The organism is Iodidimonas muriae, from assembly GCF_014647255.1.
GTDB lineage: Bacteria > Pseudomonadota > Alphaproteobacteria > Sphingomonadales > Rhodothalassiaceae > Iodidimonas > Iodidimonas muriae.
Genome location: NZ_BMOV01000001.1, coordinates 292,376 through 311,612 on the forward strand (window position 1 = coordinate 292,376; position 19,237 = coordinate 311,612).

Here is a 19,237-nt window from a genome sequence, read left to right on the forward strand (position 1 = left end):
CGGCCGCCTTTTTTTATTCGCCTTTAAGTGGTTTTCCTGTTTTTTTAAGAATATTTATAATTTTTTAAATAAAATTCACGATATGAAAATATCAGCTGATGGGGGCGTTATCAGGCAGGGATAATATGAATATTTCCATCAAAACCATTCTCATCACGTTAATTATCATTTTGGCCAGTGGACTAACGGCTCTTACCGGGGGTGATCTTTACTCCGCATGGCGTGATAAGCAGCAAGCCAGAGACATTCTTGTCACCAACCGCATCGGCCAGAATCTGTTGCTGGCAGCCCAACATTGGGCCGTGGAACGCGGCATAACCAACACAGCCTTGGCCGATACCAATCCGGTGAGCTCTGAACGTCGGGCGATCATTGATGGCCGCCGCGAATCTGCCGACTCCGCCTATCGAGTGGCCCTTGAAGAGATTGCATCCCATGATTTCGCCGGGGGACAAACGGCTCTCGCTCGGATGGAAAAGGCATATCGGGCTGTAATGGATCTGCGCCAGCAGGTTGATCGGCAAATCCACAATCCAAAGGTGGATCGCGATCCTGCTCTGAAGGCGAAATGGGTGCCGACAATGACCGATCTGATCCTGAAGGGTAAGGATTTACGCCTTACCGTCAGCCTTAAGATTTCCGATGCTGAAATTGTGGCCAATCTTTTGGCCTTGAAGCATTTTTCCTGGATGATGGGCGAATTTTCCGGACGGGAACGGGCGATGATCGGGGCGCATTTGGCGGATGGCAGTGCCATTGGAACGGCCGAATTACAAACCCTTGCTCGCTATCGCGGGCAAGTGGAACTGGCTTGGGAGCAGGTGCAGGACCTCGCCAAAGGCAGTATCGCCAATGACAAGTTACGTGCAGCAATTGCCGATGCGGACGCCCATTTCTTTGGCCGGTTTGAAAATCTCCGCCAAGAGGTCTACAAAGCCGGCTTGGCAGGGCAGCCTTATTCGATAACAGCACCAGAGTGGATCAGGCAATCTACAGCCGCTATTGATGGCTTGCTTCTCATTTCAAAGGTGGCCGCCTCGATTTCCGAGGATGATGCCATGGTGCGCAATGACACCGGATCGCGGCAATTATATACGGCTGTCTTGTTTATGCTCGCGACGCTGACTGTTTCTGTGGGGGGCATGTTCCTTATTTTGCGTCGGGTCGTGCGCCCGATTGGTCAGATGACTTCGGTGATGCACGAACTGGCCAATGGCAATAAAGATGTGACAGTCCCGCGCGCAGACCAGAAAGACGAAATCGGCCAGATGGCGCGGGCCGTTGAGGTCTTCCGGGAAAATGCCATTGAAAAGGATCGGCTTGATCAGGAGGCGAAAGAAGCGGCCGAACGCCAAGAGCAGGATCGATTGGCGCGCGAGGCGGCGGAAAGGGGTGCCGCAGAGAAGGAACTGGCCCGCGAACGCGCTGAAAACGAGGCACGGATGGCCCGAACCCAAAGGATCGAAAGCCTCATTTCCGGCTTTGAATCTAAAATCGCCAGTATCTTAAACACTTTGGCATCGGCTTCGACAGAGCTGGATTCCACAGCCGATACCCTTGTCGATACGGCATCTGTTGCAAACCGCGACAGTGCAGAAGTTGCGAATAATTCCGAAGAAACATCGTCAACGGTGCAGACAGTGGCTGCGGCCACGGAAGAACTGAGTGCGTCTATCAATGAAATTGCCCGGCAAGTCGATCGCGCCAAACAAGCGGCAGATCATGCTGTGGAGGAAAGCAATCGCTCGGATATATCTGTGCAGGAATTGAATGCCAGTGCCGAGAAGATTGATGAAGTCCTTTCGTTCATTGTTGGGATTTCTGAACAGACCAATCTTCTGGCGTTGAATGCCACCATTGAAGCCGCACGGGCCGGTGAGGCCGGAAAGGGCTTTGCTGTGGTCGCCAGCGAGGTGAAAAGCTTGGCAAAACAAACCGGCAGCGCAACGGAAGATATTGCAGGTCAGATCCGTGGTATGCGTGCAGCAATTGATGGCGCAGTTCTGGCCATCAATAAAATTGCCAAATCCATTGATGAAGTGGGGGCAATTGCTGTGGAAATTGCCTCGGCTGCAGAACAGCAAAATGCTGCGACAGCCGATATTTCCACGGGTGCACAGCGGGCGGCCCAATTGACCCATAATGTGACGGCACGGATCAAAACAGTTGCGGAAGGAAGCCGTGACACGGGCGCCGCAGCAGATCAAGTGAAGGCGGCATCGAAAGAGCTTTCAGCCGTTTCAGAAGCAATCAAAGAAGATATCGAGAAATTCCTGCTGGATATCAAAGCAGCTTAAAGCTTTTGGCAGGACCAGAATAAAAAAGAAGGCGGTGTCGAGCCGCCTTCTTTCTATGAGTGTGATGGGGCCTTCGTTCAATCAGGGCCTTAATTGCGTTCAATACGCGACATCTTCGAGCCTTCAAGGGACAAATTATACATCAGCCCTTTATTGTTGAAGATGAAGGCAAGGATCGGTGCATCGATATTGGTGCTATCGATGGAGCCACCGGCCCCCACCGTGGCAACGGCAACGGAGCCATCCACGCCCACTTCCCATTTATCGCTTTTACGAAACTCATCAAGTTTTTCTGGCGCCATGAACAGCAGGATCTGGCTGCGCACTTGCCCGCCAAGCTGAAGCCCGATGGACCCCGCTGCGGTGGAATAATAATCCACCGTTTTCCCATCGATCAAAAGTGCCCCCTCGCCATATTCGGCGCCAAGGCCAATTCCGCCCTTTTTGATGCTTGGAAAGACAAGCACCGCCGATGCTTTGGCAAGCAAGGAGTCTGCGCCATCCACATCTTCGCGGAATTTGCTCATGACCTCGGTAACGCGGCGGTCGATTTTCTCTTTCGATGCCGCATGGGCTGTGAAAGCAGATCCGCCAATAAACAGACCGATAAGGCTCAACGCACCGACCAATGTGCGCATGGTCTTCCCGATGGTCATATGAGATCCCCTTCTTGTTTGAATTGATTCAAAAGCCAAGCATCGAAAAAAGGCCATTTCATGGACACGACGATGCAATCAAATGGGCTCGATACGCAGCATGCACGGTTTTTCCAAGACGGAAGAAAGGTCGGAAAAACGCTCAAGGACGCAAGCCATCCGGGATTCTGAGGTTTTATGAGTGGTCATGATCAGGTGCACGCTGTCATCGGAAGCGCGGGTCCGCTGGATCAAGCGCTCCACCGACACGCCTTCATCACGCAGAGCCGAGGCAATATCGGCCATAACACCGGTTTTATCGCTTACCCGCAGGCGGACATAAAATTCGCCTGTCCGTTCGCCGCTTTCCAAAAGGGGCAGAGGGGCGAGTTTGGACGCAGGCAGAGAAAAGGTGGAGCCGGTATTTCCCCGCGCCAATTCAATAAGGTCCGCCATCACGGCAGAGGCCGTGGGGCCAGCACCGGCCCCCAAACCTTCGATCATGCACGGGCCGACAAAATCGCCATGGGCTTCAATGGCATTGGACGCCCCGCTGACCTTTGCCAGCGCTTCCGAGGCTTCCACCATCGAAGCATGAACGCGTTGGTCGAGTTTTCCTTCTTTGGTCAGGCGGGAAATGCCCAACAGTTTGATGCGAAAGCCCAGATCTTTGGCATAGGCAATGTCGATATCGCTGATATTGCGAATACCCTCTATGGGCAAATCGTCCATGGTGGGCGGCGTGCCAAAGGCAAGGCTGGTGAGAATGGCGATTTTATGCGCCGTATCCACCCCGTCGATATCGAAGCTGGGATCAGCTTCCGCATAGCCAAGCGCTTGCGCTTTGGCCAAGGCATTCTCGAAACTTTCCCCGGTTTCTTCCATCATCGTAAGGATGTAATTGCCCGTGCCGTTCAAGATGCCGTGCATGCGGTCGATACGGTTGGCGGCCAGCCCTTCCTTTATGGTTTTGACAATGGGGATGCCCCCCGCCACGGCGGCTTCAAACCGCAAAGAGGCTCCGGTGCGTTCTGCCAAACTTGCCAATTCAGCCCCATGATGGGCGATCATGGCCTTATTGGCCGTCACAAAAGACAGGCCTTTGCCAAGGGCTGCGCGGGCAAGGGCAAGGGCGGGGCCATCGGACCCACCGATCAGTTCCACCACCACATCCACTTTATCGGGATCGGCAAGGTCCACCGGATTGTCGCACCAGTGATAGGCGCTGATATCCACCTCGCGTTTTCTTTGTCTGTCCCGCGCGGTGACAGCGCCAATGGTAAATTCGCATCCGGACCGATTGGCGATCAGGTCGCCGTTTTTCTTTAGAACCGCCAACAGGCCGCAGCCCACCGTGCCCAGACCGGCAATGCCCAGCCTGATCTGTTTTTTCGGTTTGTCGTCGTCTTCGGATCGGGTGTCGAGCACATTCTCGGTCATGATCTGTCTTTCGTATCAACGGGTAAAAGCAGGGAAAAGCCGGATGAATGGGGCTTATTGGGTGGTAAAAGCCTTATCCAGCGCTTTTGTAACCGCACGGGCCATATCCATGGTGCTGGCCGTGCCGCCCAGATCGGCGGTTGTTGTTTCACCCAGCGCATCGCCCACTGCCTTGCGTAAAAGCCGTCCTTCAGGTGCGCGGTTCAGGCTTGATTCCAGCATCATGGCAATGCTTTCGATCATGCCGATGGGATTGGCTTTTCCTTGCCCGGCGATATCGGGGGCCGAGCCATGCACTGGTTCATAAAGCCCGGCACCGGTCGTCCCAAGAGAGGCGGACGGGATCAGCCCGATAGAGCCGGTCAATACACTGGCTTCATCGGTGAGAATGTCGCCAAACAGATTTTCCGTGACAATCACATCGAAATCCCGCGGGCGGGTAAGAAGATGCATCGTGGCGGCATCCACCAGCAAAATTTCCAATTCCAGATCTTTATAATGCTGCGCGATTATCTCTTCTGTTACAGCGCGCCAAAGACGGCTGGTTTCCATCACATTGGCTTTGTCCACCAATGTCAGGCGTCCACGGCGGTCGGTTGCCGCATCGGCAGCCAGACGCACCACTCGTTCGATCTCGGTGCGGCTATAGCGGCAAACATCATAGGCGGCATCGCCTTCGGTGCCTTTGTCGCCGAAATAAAGCCCTCCAGTCAGTTCGCGCACGAATAAAATATCGCTGCCCTCCGCGATCTCGCGCTTGATGGGGGACTGTTCAACGGCTTGCGGGCGCACGCGAATGGGGCGCAGATTGGCAAACACACCCAAGGCGGCGCGCAGGGCCAAAAGCCCGGCTTCGGGGCGTTTGTCGCCGGGCAGGCCATGCCATTGCGGCCCTCCCACAGCCCCCAAAAGCACCGCATCGGCGCGGCGGGCCGCTTCCAGCGTTTGGGCGGGCATGGGCACGCCTGTGGCATCAATGGCAGCGCCGCCGATGAGGCCGGTTTCATAGGAAATATCAAAATTGGTGGCGGTGGCCAGATGATCGAGCACATAACAGCCCGCCTTGACCACTTCGGGGCCGATACCGTCACCGGGCAAAAGCAATATACGATGTGACATGAAACCCTAAGCCTTATATGGCAGCAGAGGCGAGCTGGGCGTTGGTTTCCACAGGCTCCAGCCAGCCCCAGCGGTCTTCGGTTTGGCCATTGAACAACCCGAAGAAGGCGTCCTGGATTTGCCGTGTGATGGGGCGTTCGCCGGTGCCGATGGAAAAGCGGTCAATGGAGCGAATAGGCGTTACTTCCGCCGCCGTTCCAGTGAAGAACATCTCGTCGCAGATATAGAGCATCTCACGCGGGATGGCTTGTTCCACAACCTCGATGCCGCGATCTTTCGCCAAGGTGATAATGGTGTCGCGGGTGATCCCCGCAAGGATCGAGGCGGCGGCGGGGGGCGTGAAAAGCTTGCCCTTATGAACGACGAACAGGTTTTCGCCTGCCCCTTCACTGACCAATCCATCGGTGCCAAGGCCGATCCCTTCGGCAAAGCCGCGCGATTTGGCTTCCATGGAGATCAACTGGCTGGAAAGATAATTGCCTGCAGCCTTCAATCCGGTAGGAACCGTGTTGGGAGCCATGCGCTGCCAGCTTGCAATGCACACATCAATGCCGTCTGCCAAACCGCTTTCGCCCAGATAGGCGCCCCAAGGGAATGCGGCGATGGCCACATCGATGGGGCTGTCCAGACCCACCACACCAATAGAGCCATAGCCCTTATAGGCGATGGGGCGGATATAGGCGCTGGCCAGTTCGTTGCTGGACAAAACGGTTTTGCAGGCAGCCGACAGCTCCTCATGGGTGAAGGGGATGTCGATATGATACACTCGGCCCGATTGGAACATGCGGGTGATATGATCGCCTAACCGAAAGACGCGCGGCCCTTCGGGGGTTTCATAACAGCGGATGCCCTCGAACACAGCGGAGCCATAATGAAGCGCATGGGTGAGAATATGGGTGGTGGCGTTCTCCCATGGGGTGAGAGAGCCGTTTTTCCATATGAAGCGGGTGGGAGTGAGGGCCATGATGGTCTTCCTTATGCGGACAGGGCGCGCGCGGATGAGGCGGGCGCGGTCGTTTTTGGATCGGGTTTTGCTTCGCGGATTAAACGATTGAGGGCATCCAGATAGGCTTTCGCTCCGGCATGGACGATGTCCGTATCCACACCGGAGCCATGCACGGAAACATCGTCATGCACAAGTCGCACATCCGACCAGCCTTGCGCATCGGCCCCGGCACCAATGGAGCGCACAGAAAAATCTGCCAAGGTGGCCGAGGCTTTGGTGGCCCGCTTGATGGCTTTGAAGGCGGCATCTAATGGCCCATTGCCCATGGATGCCTCGCGTACGGCGCGGCCGGTATCATGGACCAGATGAACGGCGGCCATATGCAAGGCCCCGTCACCCGATCCGGTCGAGACTTGTAGGGTTTTTAGATGCCATGGGCCTTGTGTGCCCATTTCCTTGCCTAAAATCAGCCCTTCAATATCGCTATTGGTGATGACTTTCTTGCGATCAGCCAGCGTTTTGAAGGCTGTGAAGGCCTCGTCAATCTGGTCGGGGGAAAGATCATGGCCCAAGGCGCGGGCGCGTTCGGCAAAGGCATGCCGCCCGCTGTGCTTGCCCAGCACCAACTGGCTTTTGGGCACGCCAATATCTTCGGGCTTCATGATTTCGTAGGTTTCCACATTCTTCAGGATGCCATCCTGATGAATACCGGATTCATGGGCAAAGGCATTTTCACCGACAATCGCTTTATTGCGCGGCACCGCATGGCCGGTAACGCCGGACAGCAGCTTCGATACGCCATAAAGTTTTCTGGTGTTGATACCGGTTCCCAGCGCATAGCTGTCGGCACGGGTTTTTAATGCCATGATGATTTCTTCGGTGGCGCAATTGCCCGCGCGTTCACCAATGCCGTTCATGGCACATTCCACCTGTCGCGCTCCGGCCCGCACCGCAGCCAGGGAATTGGCCACAGCCAGGCCCAGATCATCATGGCAATGGGCGGACAGCACCACATTTTCCGCGCCTTTTACTTTCAGACGCAGATCGGAAAACAGCCGGTATATATCTTCCGGCGTGGCATAGCCCACCGTATCGGGGATATTGATGGTGCGTGCACCCGCCTCGATCACGGCAGAAAACACCTCGATGAGAAAATCGGGCTCGGTACGTAGCGCATCTTCGGCGCTGAACTCCACATCATCCACAAATGATCGCGCCATACGCACCGCTTCAACGGCACGGGCCAAAACGGTGGCCTTATCCATATTGAGCTTGTGTTCGCGGTGAATGGGGCTGGTGGCGATGAAGGTGTGGATGCGCTTTTTGGCGGCAGGGGCCACAGCTTCGGCGGTGGCGCGAATATCGCCTTCTACCGCGCGGGCCAGACCGCAGATAGTAGCCCCTGACGTTTGGCGTGCGATGTCATTGACTGCGCGGAAATCGCCCTTTGATGCAGCAGGAAATCCGGCTTCGATGATATCCACCCCCAATTCGGAAAGGGCACGGGCCATGCGAAGCTTTTGATCATGGTCCATGGAAAAACCCGGAGCCTGTTCACCATCGCGCAAGGTGGTGTCGAAAATCAGAACCTTGTCATTTGCAGTCATCATACCGCTCCGATCGCGTAATATGGGCTTTGTGATCCCGATGAGGTCCGGTTGCCAAGGGCCGTGACCGTTGCGGCAGCCACAGGCCGCGTCTGTGTTTCTTGGGCAACCTCGCGCACGCAGATCAATTTGGCAAGATGCCGCATGAGGGTTTCTGCCGAACCGGCATGCAGGGCTTTGCGGTGCGCGAAAATACGAACGGCACGTTCCTCACAGTCGGTGCTGCGCATGGTCATATCGCGCACGACCCAGCCACGCCGTTCGATGGTGCCAAGAACCCTTAGAAGCGCCCCGTGGGAAGGATCAAGCATCAACAACATATTCAGGGTCATGGGGTCACCTCTTCTTGCATCATTTGGTGATTGTCGGCGCCGGGCGGCACAAGCGGCCACACATTGGCTTGCGGGTCAATTCGTACATGCATCAATGTCGGGCCATCGCTGCTCAACAAGCGTTTGATCGCAGCGGGCACGGATGCTTGCGTGCGGACTGTAAAGGCTTCCAGCCCGAAGGCGCGAGCCAGATCGGCGAAATCGGGATTGTCCGATAAATCGATCTCGCTGTAATTTCCGTCGAAAAACAGTTCCTGCCATTGGCGCACCATGCCCAGCGCCTGATTATCCAGCAGCACGATTTTCAAGGGCAGGTGATAGCGATTGAGTGTGGCCAGCTCCTGAAGATTCATCATGATAGAGCCATCGCCGGTGATGGTGACCACCTGCGCATCCGGTTCGGCATAAAGCGCACCGATTCCTGCGGGGATGCCGTACCCCATGGCGCCGAGGCCGCCGGAGGTCAGATGCGCTTCGGGGCGGGAAAAGCGGCAATGCTGCGCCGCCCACATCTGATGCTGCCCCACATCGCAGGTGATAATCAGATCGTCACCGGCGGCTTGGGACAAGTCTTTCAAAAGCGCAGGGGCATAAACCCCGTCGCCGGGGGCATCATAGGGCCATGTGTGGTTTTTTTTGTCTTGGGCGCAATCATCGATCCAGTCATTGATGGCCAAGGCACCGGGATGCAGGCTGTTCAGCATATGGGCAAGATCCCCCACAAGCCCGTGATCGGCCGTTTTGAGCTTGCTGATTTCTGCCCAGTCTCCATCCATATGTAAAATGCGTGCATGGGGCGCAAAGCCTTCGAGACGGCCGGTGGCCCGATCATCAAAACGCGCCCCGCAGCAAATCAGAAGATCGCAATTCTGGACCGCCAGATTGGCGGCTTTGCTGCCATGCATTCCCAACATGCCGAGAAATTCCGGCGCATCCGTTGGCAGGGCGCCCAGCCCTTTCAAGGTGGCAACAACAGGGATGGATGTACGGGCAATAAAGCGGCGCAGGGCGGTGGTGGCCTTTCCCAAAGCAATGCCGCCTCCTGCATAAACAAGGGGGCGCCGGGCCTTGCGGATCATGTCGGCCGCGTGCTCAAGGGCATCCTTATCGGCGCGGGGCAGGGGCATTGGCTCTCCATAAGGCGCATTGGCCGGCACCGTGACACTGGCCGCCACATCCTTTGGCAGATCAATCAAAACCGGACCGGGACGGCCAGAAGCCGCAATGGCAAAGGCTTCCGCCACCACTTCGCCGATTTGCGCGGGATCGTCCAGAATGACACTATGTTTTACGATGGGCAGGGTGATGCCGAATATATCCACTTCCTGGAAGGCATCTGTGCCCATCAAGGGCCGGGCGACCTGGCCGGTGATGGCCACCATAGGCACGCTGTCGAGCCACGCATTGGCAAGGCCGGTGACCAGATTGGTGCCGCCAGGGCCAGATGTGGCTAGGCATACGCCGGGTTTGCCGGTAACGCGGGCATACGCATCGGCGGCAAAGGCGGCGCCTTGTTCATGGCGGGTCAGAATATGGGTCAGGGTGGAGCCGGGAAGGGCATCATAAACCGGCATGATCGCTCCGCCGGGATAGCCGAAAACCACCTCCACCCCTTGCGCTTCCAAGGCGCGTACAAGCATATGTGCGCCCGTGAAACGGTCTGTTTCGTGCATGGGGGGCGCCAAAGGGGCGGAGGCGGTGTGGGTCATGATGCTTGTTTTTCTGCGTTATGCTGAGGGTTCAACCAAGCCATGCGGGCGCGTAAGGCGCTGCCGGTTTTCTCGATCGGATGGTTCAGATCCTTTTGCTGCATGGCCTTGTAGCGCGGCAGGCCCGCCTGATTTTCCAAAATCCATTCGCGGGCAAAGGTGCCGTTTTCAATATCGGTGAGCACCGCTTTCATGCGTTCTTTGGTGCTGTCGTCCACCACCCGGGGGCCGGAGACGAAATCGCCATATTTTGCCGTTTCGGAAATGAAGCTGAGCATTTTGGCAAGGCCGCCTTCCTGCATCAGGTCAACGATCAATTTCAGTTCATGCAGACATTCGAAATAGGCCACTTCCGGCTGGTATCCGGCTTCGGTCAGGGTTTCAAAGCCCTTCAAAACCAGTTCGCTCATGCCGCCGCACAGAACCGCCTGTTCGCCGAACAGATCGGTGATGGTTTCTTCCGGGAATGTGGTTTCCAACACACCTGCATGGGTGCCGCCAAGGCCATGTGCATAGGCAAGGGCGCGGGCCTTTGCCGACCCCGTTGCATCTTGATGCACGGCCAAAAGGCAGGGAACACCGCGTCCGCGTTCATATTCGCGGCGCACCAGATCGCCCGGCGCCTTGGGGGCAATCATCACAACGTCAATGCCTTCAGGCGGGGTGATGCGGCCATAATGGATGGAAAAACCATGCGCGAACAGCAAGGTGTCGCCCGGTTGCAAGGCACCGGAAATCACATCGCGGTACAGCGCTTCTTGTGACATATCGGGCGTGAGAATGGCGATGAGGTCGCCAGCCTTTGCGGCGTCGCCGGGCTCGGCCACATCATGGCCATCCTGCCGCGCCCTTTGCCAGCCCTTGCCGCCTTCACGCACGCCAACAACCACTTTGTGGCCGCTGTCTTTCAGATTGCAGGCATGGGCACGGCCTTGGCTGCCATAGCCGATAATCGCAATGGTTTTGCCTTTGAGCGCAGTGTGGTCGACATCACTATCATGGAACATTTTCATGGATTCAGTCCTCTTGTGTTTGCATTTGTATGGCGGAGTAGGGAAACGCCGTCACGGCTCCTTCGGATGCGGAAGAAACGAGACGCGCATATTTTGCATAAGTGCCGGTCCAGACGGTGGGCGGTGGGGCTTTCCAGCCGATGCGGCGGGCCGCAAGATCGGCCTCCACATGCAGGCGGCGGTTGGCGACATCAATGGTGATGGGATCGCCTTCTTCCAAAAGCCCGATGGGCCCGCCGGTGGCCGCTTCGGGGGCCACATGCCCGACCATGAAGCCGTGGGTGGCACCGGAAAAGCGGCCATCGGTGATCAGTGCCACATCATTGCCAAGACCCTGACCCTGAATGGCGGCGGTAACGGCCAACATCTCGCGCATGCCGGGGCCGCCTTTCGGTCCTTCATTGCGGATTACCACCACATCGCCTGCCTTGATCTTTCCGTCCTGCACCGCTTGGAATGCGGCTTCTTCGCCATCGAATATCCGGGCCGGGCCGGTGAAGCTGTCGCGGTCATGGCCCGCCAGCTTGACGATCGCCCCTTCAGGGGCAAGGGAGCCGCGCAAAATGGCAAAGCCGCCGCGTGGTTTGAATGGATTGTCTGCGGTGCGGACCACCTCTTGCCCTTGGGTTTCGGGGGCCTTTTCTATTTCTGAAAACAGGTTTTTGCCGCTGACGGTGGGGCCATCGGACAACAGGCCCGCTTCCATCAAGCGCCGCGCAACAAGCGCTGTGCCGCCTGCTTCACTCATTTCCACCGCCGAAAACCGGCCGCCCGGTTTGAGATCAGTGATCACCGGTGTGCGGGCTGAAATTTCGTCAAAGCGATCAATGGGCATGGTGATGCCGGCTTCTCGTGCAATGGCCAGAAGATGCAGCACCAGATTGGTGGACCCTGCGGTGCCTGCACCAATGGTGGCGGCATTTTCAATGCTTTCGCGGGTGATCAGGCTGCTGGGGCGAATGTCCTTGTTGACCATATCCATCAACAGCTTGCCGCAACGGTTCGCCGCCGCCGGTTTTTCGGGATCGGTGGCGGGAATATCATTGGCTCCCATGGGGGAAAGGCCAAGCATGGTCAGGGCCATGGCCATGGTGTTGGCGGTGAATTGGCCACCGCAGGCTCCGGCGCCGGGGCAGGCCACCCGCTCGATCTCATCCAGTTCGGATTGTTCGATTTTTCCCGCTGCACGTGCACCAACGGCTTCGAACACCTCTTGAACCGTGATGAAGGCCCCCTTATGTTTGCCTGGATGTATGGAGCCGCCATACAAAATGATGCCGGGCAAATCGAGACGCGCAAGCGCCATTGCTGCCGCCGGAATGGTTTTGTCACAGCCGACAAGCACCGCGACCGCATCAAGACAGTGACCACGAACCGCAAGTTCAATGGAGTCAGCGATCACTTCACGGGAAATCAAAGAGGCGCGCATCCCCGGCGTTCCCATAGCGATTCCATCGGTAACAGCGATGGTGTTGAACTCGACCGGAGTTCCGCCCGCTTCGCGGATTCCATCTTTCAAGGGCAGGGCAAGGGTGCGCAGATGCAGATTGCAGGGCGAAACATCCGTCCATGTACTGACCACGCCCACCATGGGCCGCGTCAAAGCCTCGTCGTCCATGCCCGTGGCCCGCAACATGGCACGGGCCGGGGCTTGGGATGTGATCGCATCACTTGGTCGTTTTTTGTCCGTCATCTTTCGTCCTTGGGCAAAGAAAAGCCCCGCTGCGGTGGCGAGGCGGGGCTGGTGTTCCTTGTCTGATCGCAGATTGTCAGGAAGGCATCCCCATTATGTTGCTGAAAAGCAGCACCACGGTAATCCCCACAAGTAGGGCTTGAGCGAAAAGGCTTGGCACAAAACGTGCGGTTATGGGGGCCGTTAAGGCCACCACTTTACCGCTGGTCAGCGTCGGGAAATGCGCTTGAAGGCGTTCTGTGTGCGTTGCAATATTCATGAGTGCAGGATATGCATGTTTCTGTCGCTGTCAACACAGATAATAGATAAAAATTACCAAAGAAGCTAAAATTTAGCAAGATGAAGAAGGAATGGCGAGGAATTTCGCGTATGCAGCACGAACAGGAAGTTCCAACAGACAGGCTGTTGAAAGCAAAGCGCGTGGTCATCAAGGTTGGCTCGGCCTTGCTTGTGGATCGCGGTCGTTTGCGCCGTCGCTGGTTGGATGCATTGGCCGCCGATATTGTGGCCATGCGGGCGCGGGGTCAGCAGGTGGCTCTTGTCACATCCGGGGCTGTGGGCATTGGGCGGGCGGCCTTGGGCGGCGTGATCCGCGATTTGTCGGACCGGCAAGCCGCCGCCGCCGTCGGGCAAATCCGGTTGTTTGATGCCTATCGCCGGGCGTTGGCGCGGCATGGGGCCGTTGGGGCGCAGATGTTATTGACACCGGGCGATACGGAAGACCGGCTGCGCCATTTGAATGCGCGGGCCACAATGGAAGCGTTGTTGACCCGGTCGATCATCCCGATCGTCAATGAAAACGATACGGTGGCTTTTGATAAGCACAAATTCGGCGATAATGACCGCCTTGCGGCGCGGGTCGGGCAATTGATCAGTGCGGATCTGGTGGTGTTGTTATCGGATGTGGACGGGCTTTACGAGGCTGATCCCCGTTCGGTGCCCGATGCGGCCCATATTCCGGTGGTGACGGCGATTACGCCGGAAATAAAGGCGAAAGCCGGCAGTGCGGGCAGCAGCCTTGGCACCGGTGGAATGGCGGCAAAAATTGCGGCGGCCAGCCTAGCGCTTGGGGCCGGGTCTTATATGGCCATTGCCAATGGCCAAAAACGTGGCGCTTTGGGGGCTTTGGTGCGCGGAGAGGCGCGTGCCACATGGTTTGTCCCTTCGTCCGAACCATTGACGGTGCGCAAGCAGTGGATTGCTGCCACAGTAGAGCCCAGCGGAACCATTATGGTGGATGCCGGAGCCGTCAAAGCGCTTTATGCGGGAAACAGTCTTTTAAGTGTTGGCGTTACAGCGGTGGAAGGCGATTTCTCGCTCGGTGATCCTGTGCGCGTACGCAGCGCAATGGGGCAGGATATTGGCATAGGACTGATCAGCTATGATTCAGATGATGCGCGTATCATTGCCGGGAAGCGTTCGGAACATTCCGAGGCGCTATTGGGCTATCAAGGCCCCGATGCGCTGATCCACCGGGATAATCTCGCCATGACCATTCATCCAGATGTGATGGAGCAAGCCCAATGAGTAGGAGTGTGAAGAAAACTGTGACTGATCTTGACCTGCACGACCAGATGATCGCTTTGGGGGATGCCGCAAAGGCTGCCCAGAAAATCTTGCAACGCAGCTCCCATGCGGTGCGCCAAAATGCTTTGAAAGCGGCCGCCGCCGCCATCCGGGAGGCTGAGGCCGACCTTTTGGAAGCCAATGCCGCCGATGTGGCACAAGCCCGCGAGATGGGAAAGGATGATGCCTTTATCGACCGACTGGCGCTTGATGAAGGACGGATCAATGGCATGGCCGCAGGGCTGGATGCCATTGCGGAACGGCCTGATCCTTTGGGTGCCATCGATCAATCCTGGGACCGGGCCGATGGCATGCACTTTGACCGGGTGCGGGTGCCTTTGGGGGTTGTTGCGGTGATTTTTGAAAGCCGTCCCAATGTGGCGGCGGATGCGGCCGCGCTGTGTTTGAAATCCGGCAATGCCACCATCTTGCGTGGGGGCAGCGAAAGCCGTCGATCGGTGGAGCGGATCTTACAGGCGGTGCGTCACGGGCTGGAAAAGGCCGGGCTTCCTGCTGAAGCTGTGAATATCGTGCCGACACAGGACCGTGCCGCCGTGGGCGAATTGTTCCGCATGACCGAGCATATTGATCTGTTGATCCCGCGTGGTGGCCGGTCTTTGGTGGCGCGGGTGCAAGAGGAAAGCCGGGTGCCGGTTCTTGGCCATTTGATGGGGGTGAATCACAGCTATGTTCATGCCTCTGCGGACCCGAAAATGGCGCAAGAGGTGGTGGTGAACGCCAAGATGCGCCGCACCGGCGTCTGCGGAGCCACGGAAACCATGCTGATTGATCGGGCCATTGCCTCCGAGATGCTTCCCGGTCTTGTTCACGCCTTGAGCGCGGCCGGATGTCGGGTGCGCGGTGATGCAACGGCCAAAAGCATTTGTCCCGAAATCGAAGCGGCAGACGAAAGCGATTGGGATCAGGAATGGCTGGATGCGGTGATCGGCGTTCATGTGGTGGACGGGGTGGATGAAGCCCTGCAGCATATCGACCAACATGGCACCGGCCATACGGAATGTATCCTGGCAAGCGATCAGGAGGTGGCCGATCGCTTCTTGCGGGATGTGGATGCCGCGATTGTCATGCACAATGCCTCTACCCAATTTGCCGATGGCGGTGAATTTGGCTTTGGTGCTGAAATTGGCATTGCCACAGGTCGCCTGCATGCCCGCGGGCCGGTGGGGGCCGAACATCTGACCAGCTATCATTATCATGTTCGGGGAACGGGCCATATCCGCCCCTGAATGCGTTCCCATTTCCGCGCCGCCTTTTTCGGAAAGGCCCGAATGGGCGGCGCATAAGCCATCGTGAAAGATTGACGCCATGACATCCGATTTCTACCGCATCCGGCGCTTGCCGCCTTATGTCTTTGCCGAAGTGAATGCGTTAAAGGCGGCGGCAAGGGCGCGCGGGGAAGATGTGATTGATTTCGGGATGGGCAATCCCGATCTGCCCACACCGCGCCATGTGGTGGATAAACTCACCGAAGCAGTGCAGGACCCCAAAACCCATCGCTATTCCACCAGTCGCGGTATTCCGGGGCTACGTAAGGCACTGGTGGGCTGGTATCAGCGTCGTTTCGGGGTGGATCTGGACCCGGACAAGGAAACATTGGTCACATTGGGATCAAAGGAAGGATTGGCCAATCTGGCGCAGGCCATCACAGCCCCCGGCGATGTGATCTTATGCCCCAATCCCAGCTATCCCATCCATGCCTTCGGCTTTACCATTGCCGGCGCTTCGGTACGCCATGTGCCGCTATTGCCATTGGATAATTTCGTGGGGGAATTGGAAAAGGCTTGCCGCCATTCGGTGCCGCGCCCATCGGCCCTGATCCTGAATTTCCCGTCCAACCCCACGGCAAAAATAGTGGATCTGGATTTTTATGCGGACATGGTGGCCTTCGCCAAGCGTGAGGGGCTTTATATCCTGTCCGATATTGCCTATGCGGAAATTTATTTCGATGGCAATCCGCCACCGTCGATCTTGCAAGTGCCGGGCGCAAAAGATGTGGCGGTGGAATTTTCTTCCCTGTCCAAAACCTATTCCATGCCCGGCTGGCGTATCGGCTTTGCCGCCGGAAATCCCAAGCTTATCGGGGCGTTGGCGCGGGTGAAATCCTATCTGGATTATGGTGCGTTCACCCCCATTCAGGTGGCGGCCACAGCCGCTTTGAACGGCCCGCAGGACTGTGTGGCCGAGCATCGGGCAATTTATCAGGCGCGGCGGGATGTGCTGGTTTCGTCTTTTGCCCGCATTGGTTGGGACGTGCCATCACCGCCTGCCACCATGTTTGCATGGGTGCCGATCCCGGAAAAATATCGCCATATGGGGTCGGTGGGTTTTTCCAAGCTTTTGCTTAATGAAGCGCAGGTGGCGGTGTCGCCGGGCTTGGGTTTCGGGGAATATGGCGACGGTCATGTGCGTATTGCACTGGTGGAAAACGAACACCGCATCCGTCAAGCGGCGCGGAATTTGAAGCGCCTGTTTTAGGAATAAAACGTAAAGTAGGGTGCCGTTGAAAGTGTTCAGGCGGCACCCTTTGGTTCATTTCCCAGCCTCATGTGATCCAGAATCCGCCATGGCGAAGGCTGGAAGACCGGTTGCGGCTTAAACGCCGCCAGCGGCGCTCTGCCTGTGCGTGGCGCGTGGGAGCGGTGAACGTCTTGTCTGTTGCGCAGGGCATTGATTGTCTCCACCTTTAAAAAGCCATATACAGGTTATATATTGAGTTCATGAGGAGTTCAAACCAATAAAATTATCTTTAAAGGTTAGATATTGTAATGACCGAAACACACATGCCTGATAACGCCTCCAAGTCGCCGTATATATGGGGCGAGGATGATTTTATCGGTGGTGCCGTAGCGTTGGATTTCGTTAATTCCGCACCGCTACGACGTAAGGCGGAGCGAGCCGAAGACAGGCTTGATGGCTATATGGAATTGATGCGCTGGAGCGTCGCAGCCGGTTCTCTATTTGATAGGGAGGTGGATGCTTTGCGCGATATGGCGCAAGATAATGCGGAAGAGGTCGGGCAAATCATGGAACAGGCTCGTCTTTTGCGAAAGGGGATCAAGGCAATTATAAGTGCCTGCGCAGAAGGGCACGCGCCGGATTCGGACAGCATTGCCGTGGTCAATGTCTGGCACATGGAGGCACAAGCGGCTCAAACCCTGGTCTGGAGTGATAAGGGGCCAAAATGGTGCTGGAAGGAGGGGACAAGTCTTGCACGACCACTTTGGCCGGTGGCCCAATCGGTGATGGATTTGATTTTTCAAGCGGACCATGACCGCCTGCGATCTTGCGGAAATGACCGGTGCCACTGGTTGTTTCTGGATAGCAGCAAGGCGGGACGGCGGCGATGGTGTTCCATGCACAGTTGCGGCAACCGCGCCAAGGCAGCACGGTATCACCGGCGTTGCAAATCAAAACAGGCGGAGGCCGGTTGAGGCCACGATTTCTCTTTAACCGCAGCTTTTTTACCTGACGCCGCTCTTTTTAGTCGACAGCCTCGACGGCTTTTTCAAAGGCTTGCTCGAACATCTCGGTGGTGAGCCTGCCGGTATTCACATTATACCGCGAGCAATGATAGCTATCCACAAGGACAAGGTCCCCGATCCGGTGCACAGCACCATGGCCAAAGGGATGTTTTGAGCGCACTTGCCCAAGGCTTGTGAGAACCGTGTCATGGGCGATGCGGCCCAGAATGAACAGCACCTTGAGATTGGGCAGCGCGTCCATCGCGCTTAAAAGATAAGGACGGCAGGTGCGGACCTCGGCCCCGGTTGGTTTGTTTTCCGGCGGCACGCAGCGCACCGCATTGGTGACCATGGCGCGGTTTAAACGCAATCCATCTTCGGGATCGGCTTTGAAGGTGCCTGTGGCAAAACCGAACTTCACCAAAGTGGGATAAAGAAGATTGCCCGCATAATCCCCTGTGAAAGGTCGGGCTGTGCGGTTTGCCCCGCGCACACCGGGGGCCAAGCCGACAATCAGAATCTCTGCATCCGGATCGCCAAAGCTGGGGACGGCGCCATTGAAGAAATCGGGAAATTTCCGCCTGTTATCTTCCCGATACTGCACCAAGCGAGGACACAGAGCGCAATCGGCTGGCGGATTGGCAGGGTAGCATTCGTTCAGGCTCGCAGTCACGCTCGGGTCCGCTTTGCTCATGCAGGGTCGTCTTCATAATCCTCGTCATCATCGTAATAGCCATCGTCGTCTTCATAAGGTTCGCCAATATCCGCATCTTGCTGTGCCTGGCGGGGGCGCGAGAAATGGTCGCGGATCTTGGCAAGATCCACATATTGATCTGCCTGGCGGCGCAATTCATCGGCCACCATAGAGGGCTGTGTGGTGTTGGAGGAAATCACGGTTACCCGCACGCCCTTCCTTTGGATCGCTTCGATCAGGCGGCGGAAATCGCCATCGCCCGAGAACAGCACCACATGATCAAGGGATTCCGAAAGCGCCAGCATATCAACGGCAATTTCGATATCCATATTGCCTTTGACCTTGCGGCGTCCATGTTCATCGGTAAATTCTTTGGTGGGCTTGGTGACCAATGTGAAGCCATTATAGTCCAGCCAGTCGATCAGCGGACGTAAGGGAGAGTAGTCTTGATCGTCCAAGATCGCGGTATAGTAGAAAACGCGAACGAGACGCCCTTGTTCTGCAAAAAAAGTTTTTAGCTTTTTATAATCGATTTCCATGTTCAACGAACGGGCCGTTGCATAAAGATTGGCACCGTCGATAAAAACGCCGATTTTTTCGTCAGGGTAGAATATCATGAGGTTACGTCCGTTTTTAAAGTGCCTGAATCATGCAGATCATAAAGTGACCGGCAGCAAGGCATAGAAATTTTTCGATCAACCTGC

Annotated in this window: 17 protein-coding genes; 5 read left to right on the forward strand and 12 right to left on the reverse strand. The window is 56.6% G+C overall.

Translation table 11 applies throughout. The features are described from left to right. The first annotated feature begins 125 nt into the window (after nucleotides 1-125). Nucleotides 126-2,297, forward strand: coding sequence for a methyl-accepting chemotaxis protein (locus tag IEX96_RS01230; protein WP_188873350.1), 2,172 nt, complete (start codon nucleotides 126-128; stop codon nucleotides 2,295-2,297). 89 nt (nucleotides 2,298-2,386) lie between these two features. Here IEX96_RS01230 and IEX96_RS01235 read toward each other — a convergent pair whose 3' ends face one another. The 9 genes from IEX96_RS01235 to ilvD all read right to left on the reverse strand — a co-directional run bounded on the left by IEX96_RS01235 (nucleotide 2,387) and on the right by ilvD (nucleotide 12,791). Continuing rightward, nucleotides 2,387-2,953 carry a lipid-binding SYLF domain-containing protein gene (locus IEX96_RS01235; RefSeq protein WP_229773446.1) on the reverse strand — a complete coding sequence of 189 codons (567 nt, stop codon included), beginning with the start codon at nucleotides 2,951-2,953 and terminating at the stop codon, nucleotides 2,387-2,389. A 78-nt stretch (nucleotides 2,954-3,031) separates the two neighbouring features. Beyond that, nucleotides 3,032-4,372 (reverse strand): homoserine dehydrogenase, encoded by a 1,341-nt coding sequence (locus tag IEX96_RS01240; protein ID WP_150004732.1) that lies wholly within the window; start codon nucleotides 4,370-4,372, stop codon nucleotides 3,032-3,034. Between the two features lie 54 nt (nucleotides 4,373-4,426). Beyond that, nucleotides 4,427-5,491, reverse strand: coding sequence for a 3-isopropylmalate dehydrogenase (gene leuB / locus IEX96_RS01245; RefSeq protein ID WP_188873351.1), 1,065 nt, complete (start codon nucleotides 5,489-5,491; stop codon nucleotides 4,427-4,429). A gap of 13 nt (nucleotides 5,492-5,504) precedes the next feature. Continuing rightward, nucleotides 5,505-6,455, reverse strand: coding sequence for a branched-chain amino acid transaminase (locus IEX96_RS01250; RefSeq protein WP_150004734.1), 951 nt, complete (start codon nucleotides 6,453-6,455; stop codon nucleotides 5,505-5,507). An 11-nt stretch (nucleotides 6,456-6,466) separates the two neighbouring features. Next, nucleotides 6,467-8,044, reverse strand: a complete 1,578-nt coding sequence (locus IEX96_RS01255) for a 2-isopropylmalate synthase (protein WP_150004735.1) — start codon at nucleotides 8,042-8,044, stop codon at nucleotides 6,467-6,469. Beyond that, the gene (locus IEX96_RS01260) at nucleotides 8,044-8,376 is read right to left on the reverse strand and encodes an ACT domain-containing protein (protein WP_150004736.1); all 333 of its coding nucleotides are present in this window, start codon (nucleotides 8,374-8,376) and stop codon (nucleotides 8,044-8,046) included. Before IEX96_RS01260 ends, IEX96_RS01255 begins: the two co-directional genes overlap by 1 nt. Continuing rightward, the gene (gene ilvG, locus IEX96_RS01265; RefSeq protein ID WP_373293727.1) at nucleotides 8,373-10,085 is read right to left on the reverse strand and encodes an acetolactate synthase 2 catalytic subunit; all 1,713 of its coding nucleotides are present in this window, start codon (nucleotides 10,083-10,085) and stop codon (nucleotides 8,373-8,375) included. The genes IEX96_RS01260 and ilvG overlap by 4 nt, the downstream gene beginning before the upstream one ends. Next, nucleotides 10,082-11,098, reverse strand: a complete 1,017-nt coding sequence (gene ilvC, locus IEX96_RS01270) for a ketol-acid reductoisomerase (RefSeq protein WP_150004737.1) — start codon at nucleotides 11,096-11,098, stop codon at nucleotides 10,082-10,084. The genes ilvG and ilvC overlap by 4 nt, the downstream gene beginning before the upstream one ends. A gap of 4 nt (nucleotides 11,099-11,102) precedes the next feature. Further along, entirely contained in the window at nucleotides 11,103-12,791 is a 1,689-nt protein-coding gene (gene ilvD / locus IEX96_RS01275; RefSeq protein ID WP_150004738.1) for a dihydroxy-acid dehydratase, read from the reverse strand. A gap of 369 nt (nucleotides 12,792-13,160) precedes the next feature. Between ilvD and proB the strand changes: the two genes are divergently transcribed. The 3 genes from proB to IEX96_RS01290 all read left to right on the forward strand — a co-directional run bounded on the left by proB (nucleotide 13,161) and on the right by IEX96_RS01290 (nucleotide 16,853). Next, nucleotides 13,161-14,318, forward strand: a complete 1,158-nt coding sequence (gene proB / locus IEX96_RS01280; protein ID WP_150004739.1) for a glutamate 5-kinase — start codon at nucleotides 13,161-13,163, stop codon at nucleotides 14,316-14,318. Further along, nucleotides 14,315-15,604: a glutamate-5-semialdehyde dehydrogenase gene (locus tag IEX96_RS01285; RefSeq protein ID WP_150004740.1), complete on the forward strand. Its 1,290-nt coding sequence runs from the start codon at nucleotides 14,315-14,317 to the stop codon at nucleotides 15,602-15,604. The genes proB and IEX96_RS01285 overlap by 4 nt, the downstream gene beginning before the upstream one ends. Nucleotides 15,605-15,683: 79 nt before the next feature. Then, nucleotides 15,684-16,853, forward strand: coding sequence for an LL-diaminopimelate aminotransferase (locus tag IEX96_RS01290; protein WP_150004741.1), 1,170 nt, complete (start codon nucleotides 15,684-15,686; stop codon nucleotides 16,851-16,853). A 67-nt stretch (nucleotides 16,854-16,920) separates the two neighbouring features. Here the strand turns inward: IEX96_RS01290 and IEX96_RS14170 are convergent, their stop codons facing one another. Next, nucleotides 16,921-17,046: a hypothetical protein gene (locus tag IEX96_RS14170; protein ID WP_268238487.1), complete on the reverse strand. Its 126-nt coding sequence runs from the start codon at nucleotides 17,044-17,046 to the stop codon at nucleotides 16,921-16,923. Nucleotides 17,047-17,158: 112 nt separating this feature from the next. On the opposite strand from IEX96_RS14170, the gene IEX96_RS01295 reads away from it, so the two are divergent. After that, entirely contained in the window at nucleotides 17,159-17,809 is a 651-nt protein-coding gene (locus IEX96_RS01295; RefSeq protein WP_229773448.1) for a CGNR zinc finger domain-containing protein, read from the forward strand. A 49-nt stretch (nucleotides 17,810-17,858) separates the two neighbouring features. Here the strand turns inward: IEX96_RS01295 and IEX96_RS01300 are convergent, their stop codons facing one another. Both IEX96_RS01300 and IEX96_RS01305 read right to left on the reverse strand, forming a co-directional pair. After that, on the reverse strand, nucleotides 17,859-18,533 hold the full coding sequence (locus IEX96_RS01300) for a uracil-DNA glycosylase (protein ID WP_150004743.1): 675 nt from the start codon (nucleotides 18,531-18,533) through the stop codon (nucleotides 17,859-17,861). Continuing rightward, nucleotides 18,530-19,150 (reverse strand): LabA-like NYN domain-containing protein, encoded by a 621-nt coding sequence (locus IEX96_RS01305; RefSeq protein WP_150004744.1) that lies wholly within the window; start codon nucleotides 19,148-19,150, stop codon nucleotides 18,530-18,532. Before IEX96_RS01305 ends, IEX96_RS01300 begins: the two co-directional genes overlap by 4 nt. Nucleotides 19,151-19,237: the final 87 nt, after the last annotated feature.

Coding starts and splice junctions, on each gene's coding strand:
- IEX96_RS01230 (WP_188873350.1), top strand. CDS start 126: ATGAATATTTCCATCAAAACCATTCTCATCACGTTAATTATCATTTTG.
- IEX96_RS01235 (WP_229773446.1), bottom strand. CDS start 2,953: ATGACCATCGGGAAGACCATGCGCACATTGGTCGGTGCGTTGAGCCTT.
- IEX96_RS01240 (WP_150004732.1), bottom strand. CDS start 4,372: ATGACCGAGAATGTGCTCGACACCCGATCCGAAGACGACGACAAACCG.
- leuB (WP_188873351.1), bottom strand. CDS start 5,491: ATGTCACATCGTATATTGCTTTTGCCCGGTGACGGTATCGGCCCCGAA.
- IEX96_RS01250 (WP_150004734.1), bottom strand. CDS start 6,455: ATGGCCCTCACTCCCACCCGCTTCATATGGAAAAACGGCTCTCTCACC.
- IEX96_RS01255 (WP_150004735.1), bottom strand. CDS start 8,044: ATGACTGCAAATGACAAGGTTCTGATTTTCGACACCACCTTGCGCGAT.
- IEX96_RS01260 (WP_150004736.1), bottom strand. CDS start 8,376: ATGACCCTGAATATGTTGTTGATGCTTGATCCTTCCCACGGGGCGCTT.
- ilvG (WP_373293727.1), bottom strand. CDS start 10,085: ATGACCCACACCGCCTCCGCCCCTTTGGCGCCCCCCATGCACGAAACA.
- ilvC (WP_150004737.1), bottom strand. CDS start 11,098: ATGAAAATGTTCCATGATAGTGATGTCGACCACACTGCGCTCAAAGGC.
- ilvD (WP_150004738.1), bottom strand. CDS start 12,791: ATGACGGACAAAAAACGACCAAGTGATGCGATCACATCCCAAGCCCCG.
- proB (WP_150004739.1), top strand. CDS start 13,161: ATGCAGCACGAACAGGAAGTTCCAACAGACAGGCTGTTGAAAGCAAAG.
- IEX96_RS01285 (WP_150004740.1), top strand. CDS start 14,315: ATGAGTAGGAGTGTGAAGAAAACTGTGACTGATCTTGACCTGCACGAC.
- IEX96_RS01290 (WP_150004741.1), top strand. CDS start 15,684: ATGACATCCGATTTCTACCGCATCCGGCGCTTGCCGCCTTATGTCTTT.
- IEX96_RS14170 (WP_268238487.1), bottom strand. CDS start 17,046: ATGCCCTGCGCAACAGACAAGACGTTCACCGCTCCCACGCGCCACGCA.
- IEX96_RS01295 (WP_229773448.1), top strand. CDS start 17,159: ATGCCTGATAACGCCTCCAAGTCGCCGTATATATGGGGCGAGGATGAT.
- IEX96_RS01300 (WP_150004743.1), bottom strand. CDS start 18,533: ATGAGCAAAGCGGACCCGAGCGTGACTGCGAGCCTGAACGAATGCTAC.
- IEX96_RS01305 (WP_150004744.1), bottom strand. CDS start 19,150: ATGATATTCTACCCTGACGAAAAAATCGGCGTTTTTATCGACGGTGCC.